Below are 17,745 nucleotides of genomic sequence, written 5' to 3'. Positions count from 1 at the left end.
GCACCGTGTTCAACCCGGGCGTCGGTCGAGTTTCCGCTCGGCGACATCGAATGCAGCCCGTACCGCTATGTTCGGATCGGCGTTCAGGCAATGCTCGATCGGCACGAGCTCCCCGTTGCGCATGATCAGGTCGAGCCGCGCGTCGAAAACCGGACAGCGGATATCGGCGGCAGGCGCGTCGGTTCCGGCACCACCAGGCCGTTCGCGAATAGCTTCGATTGCCAGGTGACAGCCCGCGATAGACCTGCTGAACCGTTCGAGGCGCATCAGTTGCGTAGCCGCCTCGCCTTCGATCTGCGAGGTCCCGGCAAAGCCAAGATAGACGATTTGCATGCCGACACCCATCACTGTTCTCCCAGACATGCCGCGATTTCTCTGGTGAGGCCGGCTTCTTTCGCGACTGCAGGAAGATCGGCGGTACATCGTTGCCGGCAGGGTCCGACGCCGCCGCCGATTCCACCGCTTTTTTGCGGGACCTCAGATTCATTCTTCGGGTGTGCGTGGGCGGTCGGGCGTGCCTCCCTGCGCAGTCAGGTCGTCGCGGTAGCGACGTATAACTGGCGGCATGATTGAATAATCGGCGCGAACGGCGCGGGGCAATTGACTTGTGTCAACGCATTGACTACCTGCGCGTTGGCCTGACACACACGGAAAGTCAAGGGGTATTCCGCCGATGAAAGCGTCGGCTGCCATTTTTTGATTTCTATACGCGTGAAGACGCGGCTGCAGACAAGCCGGGGCGCGAGTTGGCCATCGCGGAGGCACACGCTTTATCCGGTCGACACGATCCGACCATCGGCGAATCCACATGGATCAATCGCCCACACCGGATGGCCGATCTTGCCCGATGGAATCTTCGTCGACATGCACTTTGACGCCCAGGCTGCATACTTCCTTTCGCAGCAACGCGATTTCCGCTTGCAAAGTCTTGATGTCGCGATGCATCTCACGGCGCAGCAGACGTTCTTCCTGTTCGACAAAGATGGCTGCAATGCTGGCGAACACCAGCGATAGCAGACCGTAGCCGAGCAATACAACGAACGCAGCAAAGACGCGCGATGCCGGGGTCGTCGGCGCCATGTCGCCGTACCCGACTGTCGCGCTGCTTTCGAACGCGAGCCAGACGCCCTCGGCATAGGTGTGCACGCCTGGTTCGAGCCAGTAGAACCCGGCTCCCGCCGACGCAAGCAGAGCCGCTGCCGTTGCGAGCAACAGAAACAATCGGTTGGGCGAGAAGAATCCGCGCAGCGACACCGTTATTCGCGCCGCCACCAGTCCCATGAACAGAATGCGCAGAACCCACTCGAGCGACGACCAGGGGGAGACGCCCCATGCGACGCTGACGCCGGCTCCCGCCGCGATCAGAACGTCGTAGCGATTTCGCATGAGAAACCGCCTCGGCTTGCGGCTCAGATGCGTCATCCAAGCCAACGAAGCCGCGAAACCGGCCACCATGCATGCGTATAGCGCCCGACCCATCTGATGAAGCACAGGTGAGTCAACGGCCAGTTCGAAATAGAAGGCGGGAATGGCGAGCAGGCTGAAGCCGAACAGGACCCACTGTAACCAACGCCATGTGCGCACTGCCCGTGCGTCGTCATGCGGATCGACGCCGCCCAATCCGGCTACGCGAAAAACATTGCTCATTTCGCCACCGCATCCGAGATTACGACGCTGAATTACGACACCGACCCCGGCCAGCGTCCGTTCATGACGCCGCCGCTTCGGTAGGCGGGATAACGCCACGTGCTGAACCATCGTATGAGCGCGACCCCGGCCGGTTTTGACACGGATCATGAAGTTGCGAGATATGCCGAATCCGCGCCGGCAATTGGCAGCAGCAGCGCATGAACCTGATCGCGCCATATCGGGGCAATCAAGCTCACGCGCTCATGATCGGTGCTTGATCCAACTCAATCGGGACGCCGGCGCCGCGGGTATGGTGAATCAACATCTGCCGTGCGCCTCCGGGCGGCCCGGCTGCATCCGGATGGTGACGAACATGAAAAGGAATATCGACGTGCAAAACTCTGATCAGATTCCCGAACGAGCCCTTACCGCTGAAGTTGACAGCTACCACACAGAGGACGCCAGGTTCTACCTCGTCGGCGGCGGCATTGCTTCGTTGGCGGCGGCGGCCTTCCTGATCCGCGATGGGCATGTGCGCGGCTGTGACATCACCATTCTGGAAGCGCTCGACAAGCCGGGCGGCAGCCTCGACGGCTCGGGTTCGGCGGAAAGCGGCTACGTCGTGCGCGGCGGCCGTATGCTCGAAAGCAAGTATCTGTGCACCTATGACCTGTTCTCGTCGATACCGGCGCTGGACGGCAGCAAAAGCGTGACACAGGAGATCTTCGACTGGAACGAAAACATCAGGACCTCGTCGAGGTCGCGGCTCGTCAGGAACGGCAAACGCGAGGATTCTCCCGCTTACGGACTGGATGAGCACCACCTGCTGACGCTGGGCCGTCTGTCGATCGAACCCGAAGTCATGCTCGGTAACAGCCGGATTTCCGATCACTTCGATTCGTCTTTCTTCGAGACCAATTTCTGGTTGATGTGGTGTACGACGTTCGCCTTCCAGCCGTGGCATAGCGCGGTCGAATTCCGGCGCTATCTGCTGCGCTTCGCGCATATGTCTTCCGGATTCAACCAGCTGCACGGCATCATGCGCACCGTCTATAACCAGTACGACTCGATGGTCAGGCCGCTGCGCCGCTGGCTGGACGACCACGGCGTTGCGTTTCAGCCGAACACCCGGGTCACCGATCTGTTGTTCGACGAAACCGGCGTGGAAAACCGGGTCCGCGGCATCGTTTGCGAAACCACGCATCGGCGCCTCGAAATACCGGTCGGAGCGGCAGACAAGGTCATTGTCACGCTCGGATCGATGACAGCCGGTTCCAGCCTGGGCGACATGGATCGTCCCGCCCCTCTGAGTACTGTCGACGGCACGGGCGCCTGGACCCTTTGGAAGACGATCGCCGCTGGCCGACCCGAGTTCGGCCACCCTGCCGTTTTCGCGGATCATATCGACGAGTCGAAGTGGCTGTCGTTCACGGTGACATTGCGCGACCCGACGCTGTTCCGCCTGATCCGCGACATGACGGGAAATACGCCGGGTGAAGGCGGGCTGATCACCTTTCCGGAGTCGAGCTGGCTTGCCTCCATCGTGCTGCCGCATCAGCCGCATTTCGTCGACCAACCCGCGGACGTGCAGGTGCTGTGGGGCTACGGCTTGCGGGTCGACCAGCCCGGCGATTTTGTCAGGAAGCCGATGTCGGCATGCACAGGCCGCGAAATTCTGACCGAAATCCTTGGCCATCTGCGGATCGAAACAGAGGCATCCCGCATTCTCGAACACGCTAACTGCATTCCGTGCATGATGCCGTTCATCACGAGCCAGTTCCTGCCGCGCAGCAAAGGCGACCGGCCGCACGTGGTGCCTGAAGGCTGGCAAAATCTGGCGTTCACGGGACAGTTCTGCGAGTTGCCCAACGACGTTGTCTTCACCGTCGAATACTCGGTGCGTTCGGCGCAGAATGCGGTGTACGCGCTGCTCGGACTCGATCTCGCAGCACCGGAGGTCTACAAAGGCCAGCATGATCCGCGGATCGTGTACAAGGCGTTTTCGACGTTCGGGGACCGCTAGGGTCTGTGCTGTGTCCTTCCTGCGGGAACCGCGCGGCACGGTTGTACCGTTCAGACGCCTGCCGCGGCGCCCGCCGCGAGTTCCACGATATCGGCCGTGATCTCATCCTGACGAACCTGCCGATAGCTTTGCGTGAGTTCGGCAAGCGTCTCTTTCACATTGGCGCGCGCGGCCAGCATCGCGCGCATTCGTGCTTCGTTCTCGGCGGCGAACGACAGCATCAACGCCTCGCATAACTCGACATACACGTAGGCTTCGACCAGTCCGGCAAGCAGATGGTCGGCGGGCAATGTGAGCAACGGCGGCTGGGCGCCCTGCGCAACGGAAAATCGCGAAAAATCGAACGGAATCAGGCTGTGTTCGACGATCTCGCTGTGCGCGGCGATGCCCGGCATGGCGTGAACGACCGAGACATGGGTCACACCGCGATCGCCAAGACGCGTATAAAGCGCATCGGTGATCCGGCTTGCGAGCGCAGGCACATCGTCGGCATGGGAGGCCGCGGGAGAACTCCAGGCAAACGGCAGGCGGCGTTCGTTCGCCACAATTTCGCCGCGCGTACCCACGAGCAGGAGTTCGCTGTGCGCCGACGCCAGACGAGATAGCACGTGGTCGAGGATCTGCTCGTTGAACGAGCCGACGAAACCCTGCTCCGCGCAAAGCGCGATGACGATCCGCGCGCCATGTTCCAGCGCGCGCGCAGGTTCGCCCGAAGCGTGGGTCAGCGCGGCGCCGATCGCAGCGCCGACAGTCGAGGCCGAGGAGCGGATGCCGGGCAGCCGCCGTTGTGCTTCGCGCGAACGTGCTGCCGCAATGCCGCGCATCGCGCCGATGACGGCGTCCAGTTGCCGGGCGGTAGCGCTGCGCGATTCGATTTCGGTGAGTTTTCCGCTCATTGCCCAACCCCACTGCTTGCCGTGCCGCTGGCGACCGTTGGCGCACACTGCCGCACCAGATCGCGAACCGCGGCGACGAGCACCGCTTGCACGCCGGCGCTCAACGGCGCGGGCGACGACAGCGAAAAGCCTTGCGCAATTTGGGCTTGCAGGCGCTGGGTGTCCAGATGCGCAGCCAGTTGCGTCCGCACTTGCGCCACAATCCCGCTCGGCGCCGAATCGAACACGCCCTCCGCCAGCGCTGAAAGCAGCGCGATCTCATCGAGCGTGCGCAACGCGCTGAAACGCGGCTGCGCGATCAGCGCGCGGATGTGTTCACCACGGGCGATCTTGCCAGCGACATGCGCATCCGTCAGGCCTCCGAACCGGCTGAACATCTCCAGTTCCAGGAACTGCGCGTAATCGAGGCGCAAGCGCCCCGACACCCCTCGTAAAGCCGGATGCTGCGCCTTGCCGCCGACCCGGCTCACGCTCAGACCCACATCGACCGCCGGACGCTGGTTCGCCGCGAACAGCGCCGCGTCGAGCACGATCTGCCCATCCGTAATCGAAATGAGATTGGTCGGGATATAGGCGGACAGGTTGCCCATATCTGTTTCCGCGATCGGCAACGCGGTCAGCGATCCGCCGCCCAGCCCGGCCGACAGCTTCGCCGCGCGCTCAAGCAGGCGGGCGTGGACATAGAAGATGTCGCCAGGATAGGCCTCGCGTCCCGGCGGCTCGCGCGTCAGCAGCGCCAGCTCGCGATGCGTCGCGGCATGTTTTGTCAGGTCGTCGACCACGACCAGCGCATGCTGTCCACGATCGCGAAAATACTCGGCGATCGTGAAGCCCGCGAACGGCGCGATCCATTGCAGCCCCGGCGCTGACGCCGCGGGGGCGACCACGAAGATGCAGCGCTCGGGCGCACCGTACTGACGCACCGATTCGATGACACGCTGCACAGCCGTCATGCGCTGGCCAATCGCGACATAGACGCAGATCATGTCCGAATGCTTCTGGTTGACGATCGTATCGACGGCCAAAGCGGTCTTGCCCGTGGCACGGTCGCCGATGATGAGCTCGCGCTGCCCGCGGCCGATCGCGAACAGCGCGTCGACGAGAAGCACACCCGTTTCGACCGGCTCGCTCACCAGATCGCGTTCGATGATCGCCGGCGCCGGCCGTTCGACCGGCATGCGCATATCGGCAACGATGGGATCGTCGCGGTCGAGCGGCCGCCCGAGCGGGTCGATCACACGCCCCAGCAGCCCTTCTCCGACCGGCACTTCCAGCACGGTGCCGGTGCGGGTCACGCAGGAGCCCGCTTCTACGGCGGTACCGTCGTCCAGCAGTACGACACTGATGACGTCCGCATCCAGCGTGTGCGCGAAGCCGGTCGCACCGCTTTCGAAGTGGAGCAGCTCGTTGAGGGCCGCATCCGGGAGTCCCGAGACAAATGCGATGCCATCGCCAAAACGTTCGACGCGGCCGAGCGTCTGCGCGTGCGGCTTCACGACGGTTCGGGCGAGTGCGTCGCGCTGGTCCGCGAGCCAGGGATCGTCGGTCATGTCAGCGGAGCCCATTATCGCCACTCAGTAACGCCGCTTTGATCTGCACAAGATCTGCCTTGAAACTGTTGCGCACTACCGCGTGGGCAGCCGTCAGTTCCAATCCGGCGATCAGCGAAGGATCGACTTCTATCTGAAGGGCAACCGGCCTGCTCAGACAGGTCGCGAGCGCGGCGCGGCAGATTTCCTGCTCCTGCAAGGTCAGCGCGCGCGGCGCGGCGAGCGAAAGCGCCACGTCATTTGCGCCGAGTTCCGCGCGAACCTGGGCGGGCAGTTGCGCGACCCCGTCGGCGAGACCATCGACAAAACCGCTCACGCGCGTACTGTCAGGCAGCCGGTCAAGCAGCTTCGCTGCGATATCGACGGCGAGCTGGGTCGCCCGGTCCGCGACACGTTTTTCCTGTTCGATGCGCGCGGCCTCGGTTTCGGCAGCGGCGGTCGCGCGCAGCCTGTCCGCGTCCGCATGCGCCGCCGCCAGCAGCGCGGCCTTCTCGCCCTCAACCTCCGCAGCGATCGTTTTCATGCCCTCCGCCCGAGCCGCGACGAGGCGCTGCGTCTCGCGAACCGCCGCATCGCGCTCGAGGACCGCTGCGAGCTTCGCTGCGTCGGCGTCCGCGATCAGCGCTTGCGCCGCTTTCTGACGCTCGGCGATGATGTCCGCGACCGGACGGAACAGAAAGCGCGCCAGCAGCCATATGAGCACGAGCGCATTGATCGTCTGCAGCACGAGCGTGGACCAGTCGATTCGCATGGCCGCCGCCTATTTGACGAACGGGTTGGCGAAGAGCAGCAACAATGCGATCACCAGACAATAGATCGCCATCGTTTCGATCATTGCAAGCCCGACGAAGAGCGTGCGCGATACGGTTCCGGCCGAGTCCGGCTGCCGCGCGATCGCATCCATCGCGGCTGCGACTGCGCGGCCTTCGGCAAGCGCCGGCCCGATCGCGCCGAACGACACGGCGAGCGCCGCGGCGGCGATGCTGATAACTTCGATGAGGTTATTCATGAAATTTCGCCCTTTTTTATGCTGACCTGTTGATGGGTATCGCTGATTGCCGCACCGATGAAAACCATCGCCAGCACGGAAAAAATATAGGCCTGGACGGCGCCGGTAAGCAGGTCCAGCGCCATCAGCGGAATGGGTACGAGCAGACCTGCGAGCGACAGGATGATGCCGATCACGAACACGCCGCTCATCACGTTGCCGAACAGACGGACAACAAGTGAGAACGTCCGGGTGATCTGCTCGACGACGTTCAACGGGATCATGATCCAGCTCGGCTCGGCGAACGCCGCAAAGTAACCGGCCATGCCGCGCGTGCGGATGCCGTAGAAGACCGTGGCGCCCAGCACGATCAGCGCCAGCGCGGCATCGGTCTCGATATGCGCGGTCGGCGGCGTCACTCCGGGCACCAGCGCGGACCAGTTGGCGATCAGCACGAAGATGAAGAGCGTGCCGATCAACGCACGGTAGGTGGCGGGTCCGGTTTGCATGGTTTCGCGAATCTGCTGGTCGATCGTGACGACCAGCAGTTCAAGAGCGGTTTGCCGCCGGCTCGGCGCGATCGACAGGCTTCGGCTCAGCAAGGCCGCCCCCGCGGTCACCAGAATCATGATCGCCCAGGTGACGAGTACCGGCTCCGTAATGGATAGCGGACCGATATGCAGCAGCGGCGCGGTCGCCAGCGGTGAGGCGGTCATTGGCCACCTCCATGGCGGCGCACCGCGACAGCACGCGCCAGTAGAAACCCCATCATGCCCGCGAGCAAGGCGAGCGCGCCGTCGTGCGCGAGCATCAGCAGCAGCGCGCTGGTGAGCGCGAACCTGGCAAGCTGCAAGGCCAGCGCCGCCATCGCTTTGCGCGCTGCGAACAACGGCCAGTTCCAGCGCAGCGACATGAAGTGCCACGCGCCGGCCAGGGTTCCGATTGCGAGCCCCAGCGCGAGCTGGGTCGCCGTCGACGGTAGTGGATTATTCATGATGGTTCCGTTGCTGGCGATGCATCCATTTCCATGCCGACCAGAGGCCCACCGCCGCGCCGATCATCAGCAACGGCGCCGAGAAGAACACGCGCGTGCCGAACGTCCGGTCCAGCCAGCGCCCCAGCGCGAGGCCCATTAGCGTCGGCAGGACGATGGCCCAGCCGAGGATGCCGATCTGGCCGAGCCGGCTGCCGAGCGACGGCTCCGGCTCCTCGCGCCCGCGCGAATCGCGCTCGGCGGCCTGCCGGGCGGCGTCGGCGATCCGTTGCTCCCGCAGCCTGCGCTCGTCTCTGTGGCGCCCGTTCATCGCAGCGCTCCTCCAAGGCTTTCCGCGACCGCGCCGTCGGCGCCCACGCGCGGCCGCAGATAGCGCAGCATCTGGCGCACGGCGCGTGCATGCAGCCGCAACTCGTCGACGCGGGCGCGCCGCGCCGCATCGGCGTCGCTGGCGTGGCGGCTGCGAACGCCGGCTTCAAGATCTTCCAGTGAGTCGCCGGGGATCGCTTCCCTGCATGCAATGGACACCTTCGTTCCGTACGAGACCAGCAGCACCCCGCCATCGATCGCACAGAAGTGGAGCGAGCCGTCCGCACACGTCCAGCGGACCACTGAGGGCGTCAGTAGCGTGACGAAGTCGGCATGTCCCGTCCGGATGCCGAACGAGCCACTTTCATCTTCCGCACGCAGGGAGACGATCTCGACAGCGTCGAACCACACATGCGACGGCGTCGCCAAGGTGAGCGTCAAGGCTGTGCCGCTCATTTCGACTGCTCCGTGGCCTGGGCCACGCCGTGTTGCGCAGCGGTTTGCTCTTTGAGGCGGCCTTCTTCGAGTGTGCCGATCATGTAGAGCGAGCTTTCCTGCCACGCATCGCACTCGCCTGCCAGAATCGCCTTGCAGCCGGCGATCGTATCGGCGAGCGCCACCGAACGGCCCGCTTCGCCCGTAAAGGCTTCGGTCACGGCGAACGGCTGCGTCAGGAAGCGCTGCAAGCGCCTCGCACGCCCCACGAGGGTGCGGTCCTCGGCACCCAGTTCCTCGATACCGAGCAATGAGATGACGTCCTGCAGCTCACGGTAATGTTCGATGATCCGGCGCACCTCGGTGGCGACCGCCGCGTGCTCCTCGCCGACCACCAGCGCATCGAGCAGGATCGACGACGAGGCGATCGGATCGATCGCCGGATACATGCCTTCGGCGGCCATCGCGCGCGATAGCACGACCATGCTGTCGATGTGCGCGGCGATCGCGGTCACCGCGGGGTCGGTGAAATCGTCGGCCGGCACGTACACCGCTTCGATTGCGGTGACCGAGACGTCGCCGACCGACACGATGCGCTCCTGCAGGCTTGCGACTTCGCTCGCGAGCGTGGGCTGGTAGCCGACTCTGGACGGCATGCGCCCCAGCAAGCCGGACACCTCCGCACCCGCCTGCACGAAACGGAACACGTTATCCATCAGCAGCAGAACGTTTTGCCGGCGTTCGTCGCGGAAATACTCAGCGATTGTCAGCGCGGTAAAGGGCACGCGCCAGCGGGCGCCGGGCGGCTCGTTCATCTGTCCATAGACCAGCACGGTGCGCGCCAGCACGCCGGACGTGCGCATGTCGAGCAGCATTTCGTGCCCTTCGCGTGAGCGTTCGCCGACGCCCGCGAATACGGAAATCCCTTGATAGCGCTCCACCATCGCATGGATCAATTCCATGACCAGCACGGTCTTGCCGACCCCTGCTCCGCCGAACATCGCCGCCTTGCCGCCCTGGGCGAGCGGCGCGAGCAGATCGATCACCTTGATTCCCGTGGCGAAGAGCGTCGTGGTGCCTTTCTGCGACGCGAGCGGCGGCGCTGCGCGATGAATCGGGCGGCGCTCGATGTGCGGGGATAAGGTCTTGCCGTCGTCGCGTGTCGCTCCGGTTACATCCAGCAGCCTGCCCAGAACAGTTTCGCCGACTGGCGCTTCAATGGGTCCGCCGCCCACGCTCACGCGGGCGCCGCGCCGCAATCCCGCCGTCGATTGCAGCGCTAGCGCACGCACGGTTGTTTCGCTCAGGTGGGCTTGCACCTCGGCGAGAACTGGCGCGAGGTCGTCCGAGACAATGAGGAGCGCGTCGTTGACGGGGGGAAGCGTGTCATCGGCAAACATGACGTCGACAACCGCGCCACGCACGGCGAGCACATGCCCGTCGGTAGCGGCTGACGGAATTGTCGAAGGTGGTGTTGCCAGATGAGCCGACATTGTTGGGCCTCCATGCGGCCGCGTTCGAACAGTCGCACGATACCGCCGCAGCCGGCCGAAAAACTGATCTCTATCAAACCTGTGGGAAATGACCCTTAAAGAGGCGTGAGCGGGAGAGCGATTTCTCCGTTGCCCGTCACGATGACGCGCCGATGAATGACCGGAAGTTGTTTTCGACCGCGCGAATCTGTTCGCCGCAACTGCTGTACAGCCAGCCCGGATTGCCGTCGGCGCGATACATGCCCCGGCACATTGCTTTCAGTCTGATCGTCGAGGCGCCGCTGTCGTTGGTGGTCCGCGTCGCCCAGACATAAACCGCACCGAACGTATGCGGCTCGGCGGTTTCGATTGCCGTTTCGTCTGCGCGGCGGATGAGTGTGATCGAGTGTTGCGCGACATACGTCTTCGTCAGGCTCCATAGACGATCGCAGTCCGCGCGCGCGGAACAGCTCACCCATGCGTGGGCTCGCGCCTCCTCGAGCTGGATCTCGGTATCGCGGAGCGCGGCAACGCGTGCGTCGGTGGCGCATGCCGCTAGTCCCGCGACGGCAAGCACGAGAAACAGTCTGTTGTTCATGTCCGCTCGATCCCTCGATTTCAATCTCCCCACGACACCTGTTATTCGTTCACATGCGGGATTCGCCGTGCATGCCCAGAGCATAGGTGCGCATCGGAGGATTTCTGTGATCCATGTCAAGCGGCGGACTTACCGGTTATCACACTGGCTGAGCTGACTTTCCTGACAGCGGCCGACACCGTCAGCGATATATGACTGATCCAGATCAATCGTCCAACCGTCTCGAAGTGACCTAATCACTGTGTCTTGAAAACCAGTGAGGGCGTGTCATGAAGAATCTAGCGGACTCATTTTCAGGGTCGTCGACTCCCGGACCGGCTGTCCAGACCAATGCCCCGGCGGCGAAACCCTTGCGGCTCGGGCTGCTGACGGCGCTTGTGGTCGGCTCGATGATCGGCAGCGGCGCGTTTTCGTTGCCTCAGAACATGGCGTCGGGCGCCGGCGCCGCTGCAGTACTGATTGGCTGGTTGATCACCGGCGCGGGCATGCTGATGCTCGCCTTCGTCTATCAGACTCTGACGACGCGCAAACCCGATCTCGACAACGGCATCTACGCTTACGCGCGCGCCAGCGCCGGCGAGTTCGTCGGCTTCAACTCGGCGTGGGGTTACTGGGTCAGCGCGTGGATCGGCAATGTCGGCTATCTCGTCATCGTATTCGGCACGCTCGGCTATTTCTTTCCGGTGTTCGGCGACGGCAACACACGCGCCGCGGTGTTGGGCGCGTCGATCGTGCTGTGGATCATGCATGCGGTGATTCTGCGCGGCGTGCGTAGCGCGGCGATTCTCAATGCGGTCACCACCGTGGCCAAGGTCGTTCCTCTACTGCTGTTCATTGTGCTCGCGCTCGCCGCCTTCAGAAGCCACATCTTCACGCAGGATTTCTGGGGCAACCCGAAGCTTGGCGGCGTGTTCACGCAGGTCAAAAGCACCATGCTGATCACTGTCTGGGTGTTCATCGGCATCGAGGGTGCCAATGTGTTTTCGGCCCGCGCGCAACGTCGCGAGGATATCGGGCGCGCGACGATGCTCGGTTTCGTTGTGGTGTTGCTGTTGCTGATGGCGGTGTCGCTGCTGTCGCTCGGCATCGTCTCGCAAGGCGATCTGGCCGCAATGAAGAACCCGTCGATGGCAGGCGTGCTCGATAAAGCCGTCGGCACCTGGGGCGCTGTGCTGATCAGCCTCGGGCTACTGGTGTCGGTGGGCGGCGCGCTGCTCGCATGGACCTTGCTGGCGGCGGAAACGCTCTTCACGCCGGCGAGCGGCGGCGTGATGCCGGCCTTCCTCGCCCGCGAAAACCGCCACGGCGTACCCGCCAATGCACTGTGGGTGACGAATGGGCTCGTGCAGCTGTTCCTGATCATCACGCTGGTATCGAACGCGACCTATCAGGCGCTGATTTCGCTCGCGACCTCGATGATCCTGATTCCTTATCTCTTCTCGGCCGTGTACGCCACCCGCATTGCCATGCGCGGCGAAGGCTACGCGGCGACCGACACCGTCCGCAGCCGCGACATGCTGATCGGTGCGGCCGCGAGCGTCTATTGCTGCTGGTTGCTGTATGCGGCCGGCCCGAAGTATCTGCTGCTGTCCGCCCTGCTCTATGCGCCCGGTGTGCTGCTGTACGGGTGGGCGAAACACGAACGCGGCGCACGTCTTTTCAAGCCTTTCGAGGCCGTCATTCTGGCCGCGCTGGTCGTGCTCGCTGCAATCGCCGCCTGGCTGCTGACAAGCGGCGCACTAGGCCTGTAAACCGCTAATCAAAAGGAAAACTTCCATGGCACTCGGCGTCTATTCCGAAGTCGGCACCTTGCGCAAGGTCATGGTCTGCCGGCCGGGGCTCGCCCAGGCGCGCCTGACCCCGGCCAATTGCCGCGAACTGCTGTTCGACGATGTCTTGTGGGTCTCCCAGGCCAAAACTGACCACTATGCTTTCACCAGTGCGATGCAGGAGCACGGCATTGAAGTGCTCGATATGCATGACCTGCTCGCGAACATTCTGCAAGGCCGGGAAGCACGTGACTGGGTGCTCGAACGCAAGCTGACGCCGGGCACCGTCGATCTGGAATTATCCGCGCAGCTGTTGCCGTGGCTCGACGAGATGAAAGCCGACGAGCTCGCCACCCGGCTGATCGGCGGAATCGTGCGGGCCGAACTTCCGTTCAAGCCCGCGGGCCTGCTGTCGCAATGTACGGAACCTGCCGGTTTTATCCTTCCGCCGTTGCCCAATACGCTCTTCACCCGCGACAACAGTTGCTGGATCAACGACGGCGCCGTACTCGGCTCGATGTACTGGCCGGCACGCCGTCAGGAAACACTGCTGAGCGCGGCGATCTACCGCTTTCATCCGCTTTTCAGCCGCGCCACGCGCATCTGGTGGGGCGGCCCGGACGTCGATCACGGCGGCGCTACGCTGGAAGGCGGCGACGTCATGCCATTATCGCGCGACGTCGTACTGATCGGCATGGGCGAGCGCACTTCGCCACAGGGCGTCGCGCAACTCGCGCGGTCCCTCTTCGCGAGCGAATCGGTGAAACATGTGATCGCCGCACAGTTGCCGCGCTCGCGCGGCGCCATGCATCTCGATACGGTATTCACCTTCTGCGATCGCGATCTGGTCACGATCTTTCCGGAAGTGGTCGACGGCATCCGCTGCACGAGCCTGCGGCCGTCGCACGAGCCGGGCAAGCTCGATGTCCGGCTCGAGACCGCGCCGTTTCTCGATGTCGTTGCCCAGGCGCTAGGTATTAAAACGCTCCGCGTCGTCGCCACCGGCGGCGATACATGGGAGGCCGAACGCGAACAGTGGGACGACGGCAACAACGTGATTGCGCTCTCGCCAGGCGTGGTGGTCGCCTACAACCGCAACGTCTACACGAACACACTGCTGCGCAAGGCAGGCGTCGAAGTCATCACGATTCCGAGCGGCGAACTGGGGCGCGGGCGTGGCGGCGGACATTGCATGACCTGCCCGATCGAACGCGATCCCGTCTGACACGCATTCCACCTCCCCAATTTCAAGGAATCGCACGCCATGGCATTCAACCTGCGCAACCGCAGCCTGCTGAACATGCAGGACTTCACCCCACGCGACATCCGTTTTCTCCTTGACCTTGCCGCGGAACTGAAGCGCGCGAAATACGCCGGCAACGAAGTCGCACGGCTCAACGGCAAGAATATCGCGCTGATTTTCGAAAAGACCTCGACCCGCACGCGCTGCGCCTTCGAAGTTGCCGTGCACGACCAGGGCGGCCATGTCACCTACATCGATTCGGCGAGTTCGCAGCTTGGCCGCAAGGAGTCGCTCAAAGACACGGCGCGCGTGCTCGGCCGGCTCTATGACGGAATTGAATATCGCGGCTTTCACCAGAGCGTGGTGGAGGATCTCGCGATGTATTCGCATGTTCCCGTATGGAACGGTCTGACCGACGAATTCCATCCGACCCAGGTGCTCGCAGACTTGCTGACGATGCAGGAATTCGGTGAAAAGCCACTGCACGAACTGTCGCTCTGCTACCTCGGCGACGCCCGCTTCAACATGGGCAATTCGTTGCTGATCGGCGGCGTGCAGATGGGCATGGACGTGCGCATTGCCGCGCCGCGCGAACTGTGGCCTCACGACGACCTCGTGGGACAGATGCGGCGCCTCGCGGAACGGACTGGCGCTCGCGTGGCGATCGTCGAGGATCCTCATGAGGCGGTGAGCGGCGCCGACTTCGTCTATACCGACGTATGGGTTTCGATGGGCGAGCCGGTGGAGGCCTGGGGGCCACGCATCGAGCTCCTGCGGCCATACCAGGTCAATGCGGCGTTGATGAAAGCAACCGGCAAGCAGCGCACTCACTTCATGCATTGCCTGCCCGCGTATCACAATCTGGAGACCGAAACCGGCCGGCAGGTTCACGCGCACTTCGGTCTGTCCGAGCTCGAAGTCAGCGACGAAGTCTTCGAATCGAATGCGTCGATTGTGTTTTCGCAAGCTGAAAATCGCATGCACACGATCAAGGCGGTACTCGTCGCGACACTCGCTTAAGGAACTATCATGCGCATTCTGATCGCACTGGGTGGCAACGCCCTGCTTCGCCGCGGCGAGCCGATGACGATGTCCCACCAGATCGCCAATATCCGCCGCGCCGCACTGCAGATCGCGCGGCTGGCCGACGGCAACCAGCTGATCGTCGCGCACGGCAATGGACCCCAGGTCGGCCTGCTGGCATTGCAGGCCGCCGCCGCGGGTGCGGCCGGTGCGGCGCCGCTGGATGTGCTCGATGCCGAGTCGGAAGGCATGATCGGCTATCTGCTCGAGCAGGAACTGGCCAACGCATTGCCGCCGCAGCGGCAGGTGGCGACACTGCTGACGCGGGTCGAAGTCGACGCCGGCGACCCGGCCTTCGTTCACCCCACCAAGCCAATCGGTCCCGTTTACGCGGAGGCCGAGGCCGAACGTCTGGTCATCAGCAAAGGCTGGACCGTCGCGCCGGACGGCAACGGTTTCCGGCGCGTCGTCGCGTCGCCGAAACCGCAACGCATCGTCGCGCTTCAGCCCATTCACTGGCTGCTCGACCACGATGCCGTGGTGATTGCAGCCGGCGGCGGCGGAATTCCGGTCACGGTCGCAGCAGATGGCCGGACCCGCTGCGGCGTGGAGGCCGTGATCGACAAGGATCTGTGCAGCGCGCTGCTGGCGGCAGACGTCGACGCCGATCTGCTGCTGATCGCCACCGACGTGGACGCGGTTTATGCCGACTGGCACACGGCGAGCGAACGGGTGCTGCACGAGGTGACGGTGGCGGGACTTCGGTCGATGTCTTTCCCTGCCGGCTCAATGGGACCGAAGGTCGAGGCGGCGTGCGAGTTCGCCACCCGCACTGGCCGGCCGGCAGTCATCGGCTCGCTCGACCGCATCGAGGAGATGGCAAGCGGTACGGCGGGCACGCGCGTCACGCGTGCGTAAGCAGCGTTAGGCGAACGTATAGCGTGCCCGTCTCCCAGTGGTTTCGCGCTTATCCAGCGATGCCGTCGAACAAAGCGCAGTCGAACGCAAAGGAATCTCAATGGACACCCGCACGCGAGCAGTCAGCGCCGCCCTCCCCACCCCAGTGGGCGGCGCTGCGCCCAGCCTTGATAGCAAAGCGTTTCGCGATCTGGACCACGCCAAGGAGGCGCTCATCGCGCGCGTGACCGCCGGTCTCTCGCCTGCGGCGCTGGGCGCGGCGCTGTCCGATTGGCTTATTCATCTCGCGGTCGCGCCGGGCAAGCAGCTCGAACTGGCGTCGCTGTACGTGTCGAATGTGAGACGGCTATCCGAATATCTCGCTCAGCTTGCACTCGGGCAGCCAGCGCCTCTTTTGGCAGAGCTGTCCCCTGCTGACCACCGGTTTCGTGCCGACTCATGGCAGATCGAACCATACCGCCTGTGGCAGCAGAGTTTCCTGCTCGCCGAGCAGTGGTGGAATACGGCAACCCGCAACGTGCCGGGCGCCACGCGCCACCACGAGGACGTCGCGGCGTTCGTTGCGCGCCAGCTGCTCGACACGGTGGCGCCGACGAATTTTCCGCTCACCAACCCCGAAGTCATCCAACGCACGGCGGCAACACGTGGCCTGAGCCTGGCGCAGGGCGCCCGCAATGCGTTCGAAGATGCGAACCGCGCGGCCTGCGGCAAGCCCGCCGCCGGGATGGAGCAGTTCAAGGTCGGCGTGAATCTCGCTGTCACGCCCGGCAAGGTCGTATTCCGCAATCGCCTGATCGAGCTTATCCAATACAGTCCCGCAAGCGAGGCGGTTCTCGCCGAACCCGTCCTGATCGTGCCCGCGTGGATCATGAAGTACTACATCCTGGATCTGTCGCCGCACAACTCACTGATTCGCTACCTGGTCGAGCAAGGCCACACAGTGTTCTGCATTTCGTGGCGCAACGTGGATAGCGACGACCGCAATCTCGGTCTCGACGATTACCGGCAATCAGGTGTGATGGCAGCGCTCGACGCCGTCTCGCGGATCGTGCCGGACCGGCGAATTCATGCAACCGGCTATTGCCTTGGCGGCACGTTGCTGTCGATCGCCGCGGCGGCGATGGCCGAAGCCGGCGACGAACGGCTCGCCTCGATCACGCTGTTTGCCGCGCAGACGGACTTCACCGAGCCCGGCGAGCTGCAACTTTTCATTGACGACAGCGAAGTCTATTTCCTCGAAAGCATGATGTGGTCGCAAGGCTATCTTGCCGCCGGCCAGATGTCCGGCGCGTTCCAGTTGCTCCAGTCGAACGATCTGATCTGGTCGCGCGTGATTCGCGACTATCTGCTCGGAGAGCGCGAACCGGTAATCGACCTGATGGCCTGGAATGCCGATGCGACCCGCATGCCGTACCGGATGCATTCGGAGTATCTGCGGCGCCTCTTTCTCGATAACGACCTGGCTTGTGGCAGATATCTGGTCGACACACGGCCTGTCTCGATTCGCAACATCCGCGCGCCGATGTTCGTGGTGGGGACGGAGCACGATCACATCGCGCCGTGGCAATCCGTCTACAAGATCCACAACCTGTCCGATACCGACATCACGTTCGTGTTGGCGAGCGGCGGTCATAACGCGGGCATCGTCAGCGAGCCCGGGCATCCGCACCGGCACTTCAGGATGAAACTCAGCGCGGCCGACGACCTGCGTATCGGCCCAGATGAATGGGTGACCGACGTGACGGTGCAGGACGGATCGTGGTGGCCCGCGTGGAGCGAGTGGCTCAAAGCGCATTCGAGTCCGCAGCGCGTGGCGCCGCCGCCGCCGATGCCGGCCGGCGAGAACGGTCAGCCGCTGGCGGACGCGCCCGGCACTTACGTTTTCCAGGCTTGAGGGA

General features: G+C 63.8%; 18 protein-coding genes. 6 read left to right on the top strand and 12 right to left on the bottom strand.

Translation table 11 applies throughout. The features are described 5' to 3' along the window. Positions 1-9: 9 nt before the first annotated feature. Entirely contained in the window at positions 10-363 is a 354-nt protein-coding gene (locus WN982_RS25035) for a hypothetical protein (protein WP_341318331.1), read from the bottom strand. Between the two features lie 450 nt (positions 364-813). Next, positions 814-1,647 (bottom strand): potassium channel family protein, encoded by an 834-nt coding sequence (locus WN982_RS25030; RefSeq protein WP_341318330.1) that lies wholly within the window; start codon positions 1,645-1,647, stop codon positions 814-816. Between the two features lie 292 nt (positions 1,648-1,939). Here WN982_RS25030 and WN982_RS25025 point away from each other — a divergent pair, with 292 nt between their 5' ends. Next, entirely contained in the window at positions 1,940-3,652 is a 1,713-nt protein-coding gene (locus tag WN982_RS25025; protein ID WP_341319415.1) for an oleate hydratase, read from the top strand. Positions 3,653-3,702: 50 nt separating this feature from the next. On the opposite strand, the gene WN982_RS25020 is transcribed toward WN982_RS25025, so the two are convergent. The 10 genes from WN982_RS25020 to WN982_RS24975 form a co-directional block, all read right to left on the bottom strand. Beyond that, positions 3,703-4,548, bottom strand: a complete 846-nt coding sequence (locus tag WN982_RS25020) for a F0F1 ATP synthase subunit gamma (RefSeq protein WP_341318329.1) — start codon at positions 4,546-4,548, stop codon at positions 3,703-3,705. Then, positions 4,545-6,098 carry a F0F1 ATP synthase subunit alpha gene (locus WN982_RS25015; RefSeq protein WP_341318328.1) on the bottom strand — a complete coding sequence of 518 codons (1,554 nt, stop codon included), beginning with the start codon at positions 6,096-6,098 and terminating at the stop codon, positions 4,545-4,547. The genes WN982_RS25020 and WN982_RS25015 overlap by 4 nt, the downstream gene beginning before the upstream one ends. Before the next feature lies 1 nt (position 6,099). Continuing rightward, on the bottom strand, positions 6,100-6,849 hold the full coding sequence (locus WN982_RS25010; RefSeq protein WP_341318327.1) for a F0F1 ATP synthase subunit delta: 750 nt from the start codon (positions 6,847-6,849) through the stop codon (positions 6,100-6,102). 9 nt (positions 6,850-6,858) lie between these two features. Next, on the bottom strand, positions 6,859-7,107 hold the full coding sequence (locus WN982_RS25005; protein WP_341318326.1) for a F0F1 ATP synthase subunit C: 249 nt from the start codon (positions 7,105-7,107) through the stop codon (positions 6,859-6,861). Beyond that, entirely contained in the window at positions 7,104-7,802 is a 699-nt protein-coding gene (locus tag WN982_RS25000) for a F0F1 ATP synthase subunit A (protein ID WP_341318325.1), read from the bottom strand. Before WN982_RS25000 ends, WN982_RS25005 begins: the two co-directional genes overlap by 4 nt. Beyond that, the gene (locus WN982_RS24995; RefSeq protein ID WP_341318324.1) at positions 7,799-8,080 is read right to left on the bottom strand and encodes an ATP synthase subunit I; all 282 of its coding nucleotides are present in this window, start codon (positions 8,078-8,080) and stop codon (positions 7,799-7,801) included. The genes WN982_RS25000 and WN982_RS24995 overlap by 4 nt, the downstream gene beginning before the upstream one ends. Continuing rightward, on the bottom strand, positions 8,073-8,390 hold the full coding sequence (locus WN982_RS24990; RefSeq protein WP_341318323.1) for an AtpZ/AtpI family protein: 318 nt from the start codon (positions 8,388-8,390) through the stop codon (positions 8,073-8,075). The genes WN982_RS24995 and WN982_RS24990 overlap by 8 nt, the downstream gene beginning before the upstream one ends. Further along, positions 8,387-8,845, bottom strand: a complete 459-nt coding sequence (locus tag WN982_RS24985; RefSeq protein ID WP_341318322.1) for a F0F1 ATP synthase subunit epsilon — start codon at positions 8,843-8,845, stop codon at positions 8,387-8,389. Before WN982_RS24985 ends, WN982_RS24990 begins: the two co-directional genes overlap by 4 nt. Continuing rightward, positions 8,842-10,317, bottom strand: a complete 1,476-nt coding sequence (gene atpD, locus WN982_RS24980; RefSeq protein WP_341318321.1) for a F0F1 ATP synthase subunit beta — start codon at positions 10,315-10,317, stop codon at positions 8,842-8,844. Before atpD ends, WN982_RS24985 begins: the two co-directional genes overlap by 4 nt. 136 nt (positions 10,318-10,453) lie before the next feature. Next, entirely contained in the window at positions 10,454-10,894 is a 441-nt protein-coding gene (locus tag WN982_RS24975; protein ID WP_341318320.1) for a hypothetical protein, read from the bottom strand. Positions 10,895-11,163: 269 nt separating this feature from the next. Between WN982_RS24975 and arcD the strand changes: the two genes are divergently transcribed. The 5 genes from arcD to WN982_RS24950 all read left to right on the top strand — a co-directional run bounded on the left by arcD (position 11,164) and on the right by WN982_RS24950 (position 17,741). After that, complete coding sequence (gene arcD, locus WN982_RS24970; protein WP_341318319.1) at positions 11,164-12,645, top strand: arginine-ornithine antiporter; 1,482 nt, start codon at positions 11,164-11,166, stop codon at positions 12,643-12,645. A 25-nt stretch (positions 12,646-12,670) separates the two neighbouring features. Next, entirely contained in the window at positions 12,671-13,888 is a 1,218-nt protein-coding gene (locus WN982_RS24965; protein WP_341318318.1) for an arginine deiminase, read from the top strand. Positions 13,889-13,927: 39 nt separating this feature from the next. Next, positions 13,928-14,926 carry an ornithine carbamoyltransferase gene (gene argF / locus WN982_RS24960; RefSeq protein ID WP_341318317.1) on the top strand — a complete coding sequence of 333 codons (999 nt, stop codon included), beginning with the start codon at positions 13,928-13,930 and terminating at the stop codon, positions 14,924-14,926. A gap of 9 nt (positions 14,927-14,935) precedes the next feature. Continuing rightward, on the top strand, positions 14,936-15,847 hold the full coding sequence (gene arcC / locus WN982_RS24955) for a carbamate kinase (RefSeq protein WP_341318316.1): 912 nt from the start codon (positions 14,936-14,938) through the stop codon (positions 15,845-15,847). A gap of 100 nt (positions 15,848-15,947) precedes the next feature. Beyond that, entirely contained in the window at positions 15,948-17,741 is a 1,794-nt protein-coding gene (locus tag WN982_RS24950) for an alpha/beta fold hydrolase (RefSeq protein ID WP_341318315.1), read from the top strand. The last annotated feature ends 4 nt before the right edge of the window (positions 17,742-17,745 follow it).

Source organism: Paraburkholderia sp. IMGN_8 (genome assembly GCF_038050405.1).
In the GTDB taxonomy this organism is placed as follows: domain Bacteria; phylum Pseudomonadota; class Gammaproteobacteria; order Burkholderiales; family Burkholderiaceae; genus Paraburkholderia.
This window is presented reverse-complemented; position numbering and strand designations above follow the sequence as displayed.

Excerpts from the sequence above, each read along its gene's own strand:
- WN982_RS25035 (WP_341318331.1), bottom strand. The coding sequence starts at position 363 with ATGTCTGGGAGAACAGTGATGGGTGTCGGCATGCAAATCGTCTATCTT.
- atpD (WP_341318321.1), bottom strand. The coding sequence starts at position 10,317 with ATGTCGGCTCATCTGGCAACACCACCTTCGACAATTCCGTCAGCCGCT.
- argF (WP_341318317.1), top strand. The coding sequence starts at position 13,928 with ATGGCATTCAACCTGCGCAACCGCAGCCTGCTGAACATGCAGGACTTC.
- arcD (WP_341318319.1), top strand. The coding sequence starts at position 11,164 with ATGAAGAATCTAGCGGACTCATTTTCAGGGTCGTCGACTCCCGGACCG.
- WN982_RS24990 (WP_341318323.1), bottom strand. The coding sequence starts at position 8,390 with ATGAACGGGCGCCACAGAGACGAGCGCAGGCTGCGGGAGCAACGGATC.
- WN982_RS25000 (WP_341318325.1), bottom strand. The coding sequence starts at position 7,802 with ATGACCGCCTCACCGCTGGCGACCGCGCCGCTGCTGCATATCGGTCCG.
- WN982_RS25005 (WP_341318326.1), bottom strand. The coding sequence starts at position 7,107 with ATGAATAACCTCATCGAAGTTATCAGCATCGCCGCCGCGGCGCTCGCC.
- WN982_RS24950 (WP_341318315.1), top strand. The coding sequence starts at position 15,948 with ATGGACACCCGCACGCGAGCAGTCAGCGCCGCCCTCCCCACCCCAGTG.
- arcC (WP_341318316.1), top strand. The coding sequence starts at position 14,936 with ATGCGCATTCTGATCGCACTGGGTGGCAACGCCCTGCTTCGCCGCGGC.
- WN982_RS25025 (WP_341319415.1), top strand. The coding sequence starts at position 1,940 with ATGGTGAATCAACATCTGCCGTGCGCCTCCGGGCGGCCCGGCTGCATC.
- WN982_RS25015 (WP_341318328.1), bottom strand. The coding sequence starts at position 6,098 with ATGACCGACGATCCCTGGCTCGCGGACCAGCGCGACGCACTCGCCCGA.
- WN982_RS24975 (WP_341318320.1), bottom strand. The coding sequence starts at position 10,894 with ATGAACAACAGACTGTTTCTCGTGCTTGCCGTCGCGGGACTAGCGGCA.
- WN982_RS24965 (WP_341318318.1), top strand. The coding sequence starts at position 12,671 with ATGGCACTCGGCGTCTATTCCGAAGTCGGCACCTTGCGCAAGGTCATG.
- WN982_RS25010 (WP_341318327.1), bottom strand. The coding sequence starts at position 6,849 with ATGCGAATCGACTGGTCCACGCTCGTGCTGCAGACGATCAATGCGCTC.
- WN982_RS24995 (WP_341318324.1), bottom strand. The coding sequence starts at position 8,080 with ATGAATAATCCACTACCGTCGACGGCGACCCAGCTCGCGCTGGGGCTC.
- WN982_RS24985 (WP_341318322.1), bottom strand. The coding sequence starts at position 8,845 with ATGAGCGGCACAGCCTTGACGCTCACCTTGGCGACGCCGTCGCATGTG.
- WN982_RS25030 (WP_341318330.1), bottom strand. The coding sequence starts at position 1,647 with ATGAGCAATGTTTTTCGCGTAGCCGGATTGGGCGGCGTCGATCCGCAT.
- WN982_RS25020 (WP_341318329.1), bottom strand. The coding sequence starts at position 4,548 with ATGAGCGGAAAACTCACCGAAATCGAATCGCGCAGCGCTACCGCCCGG.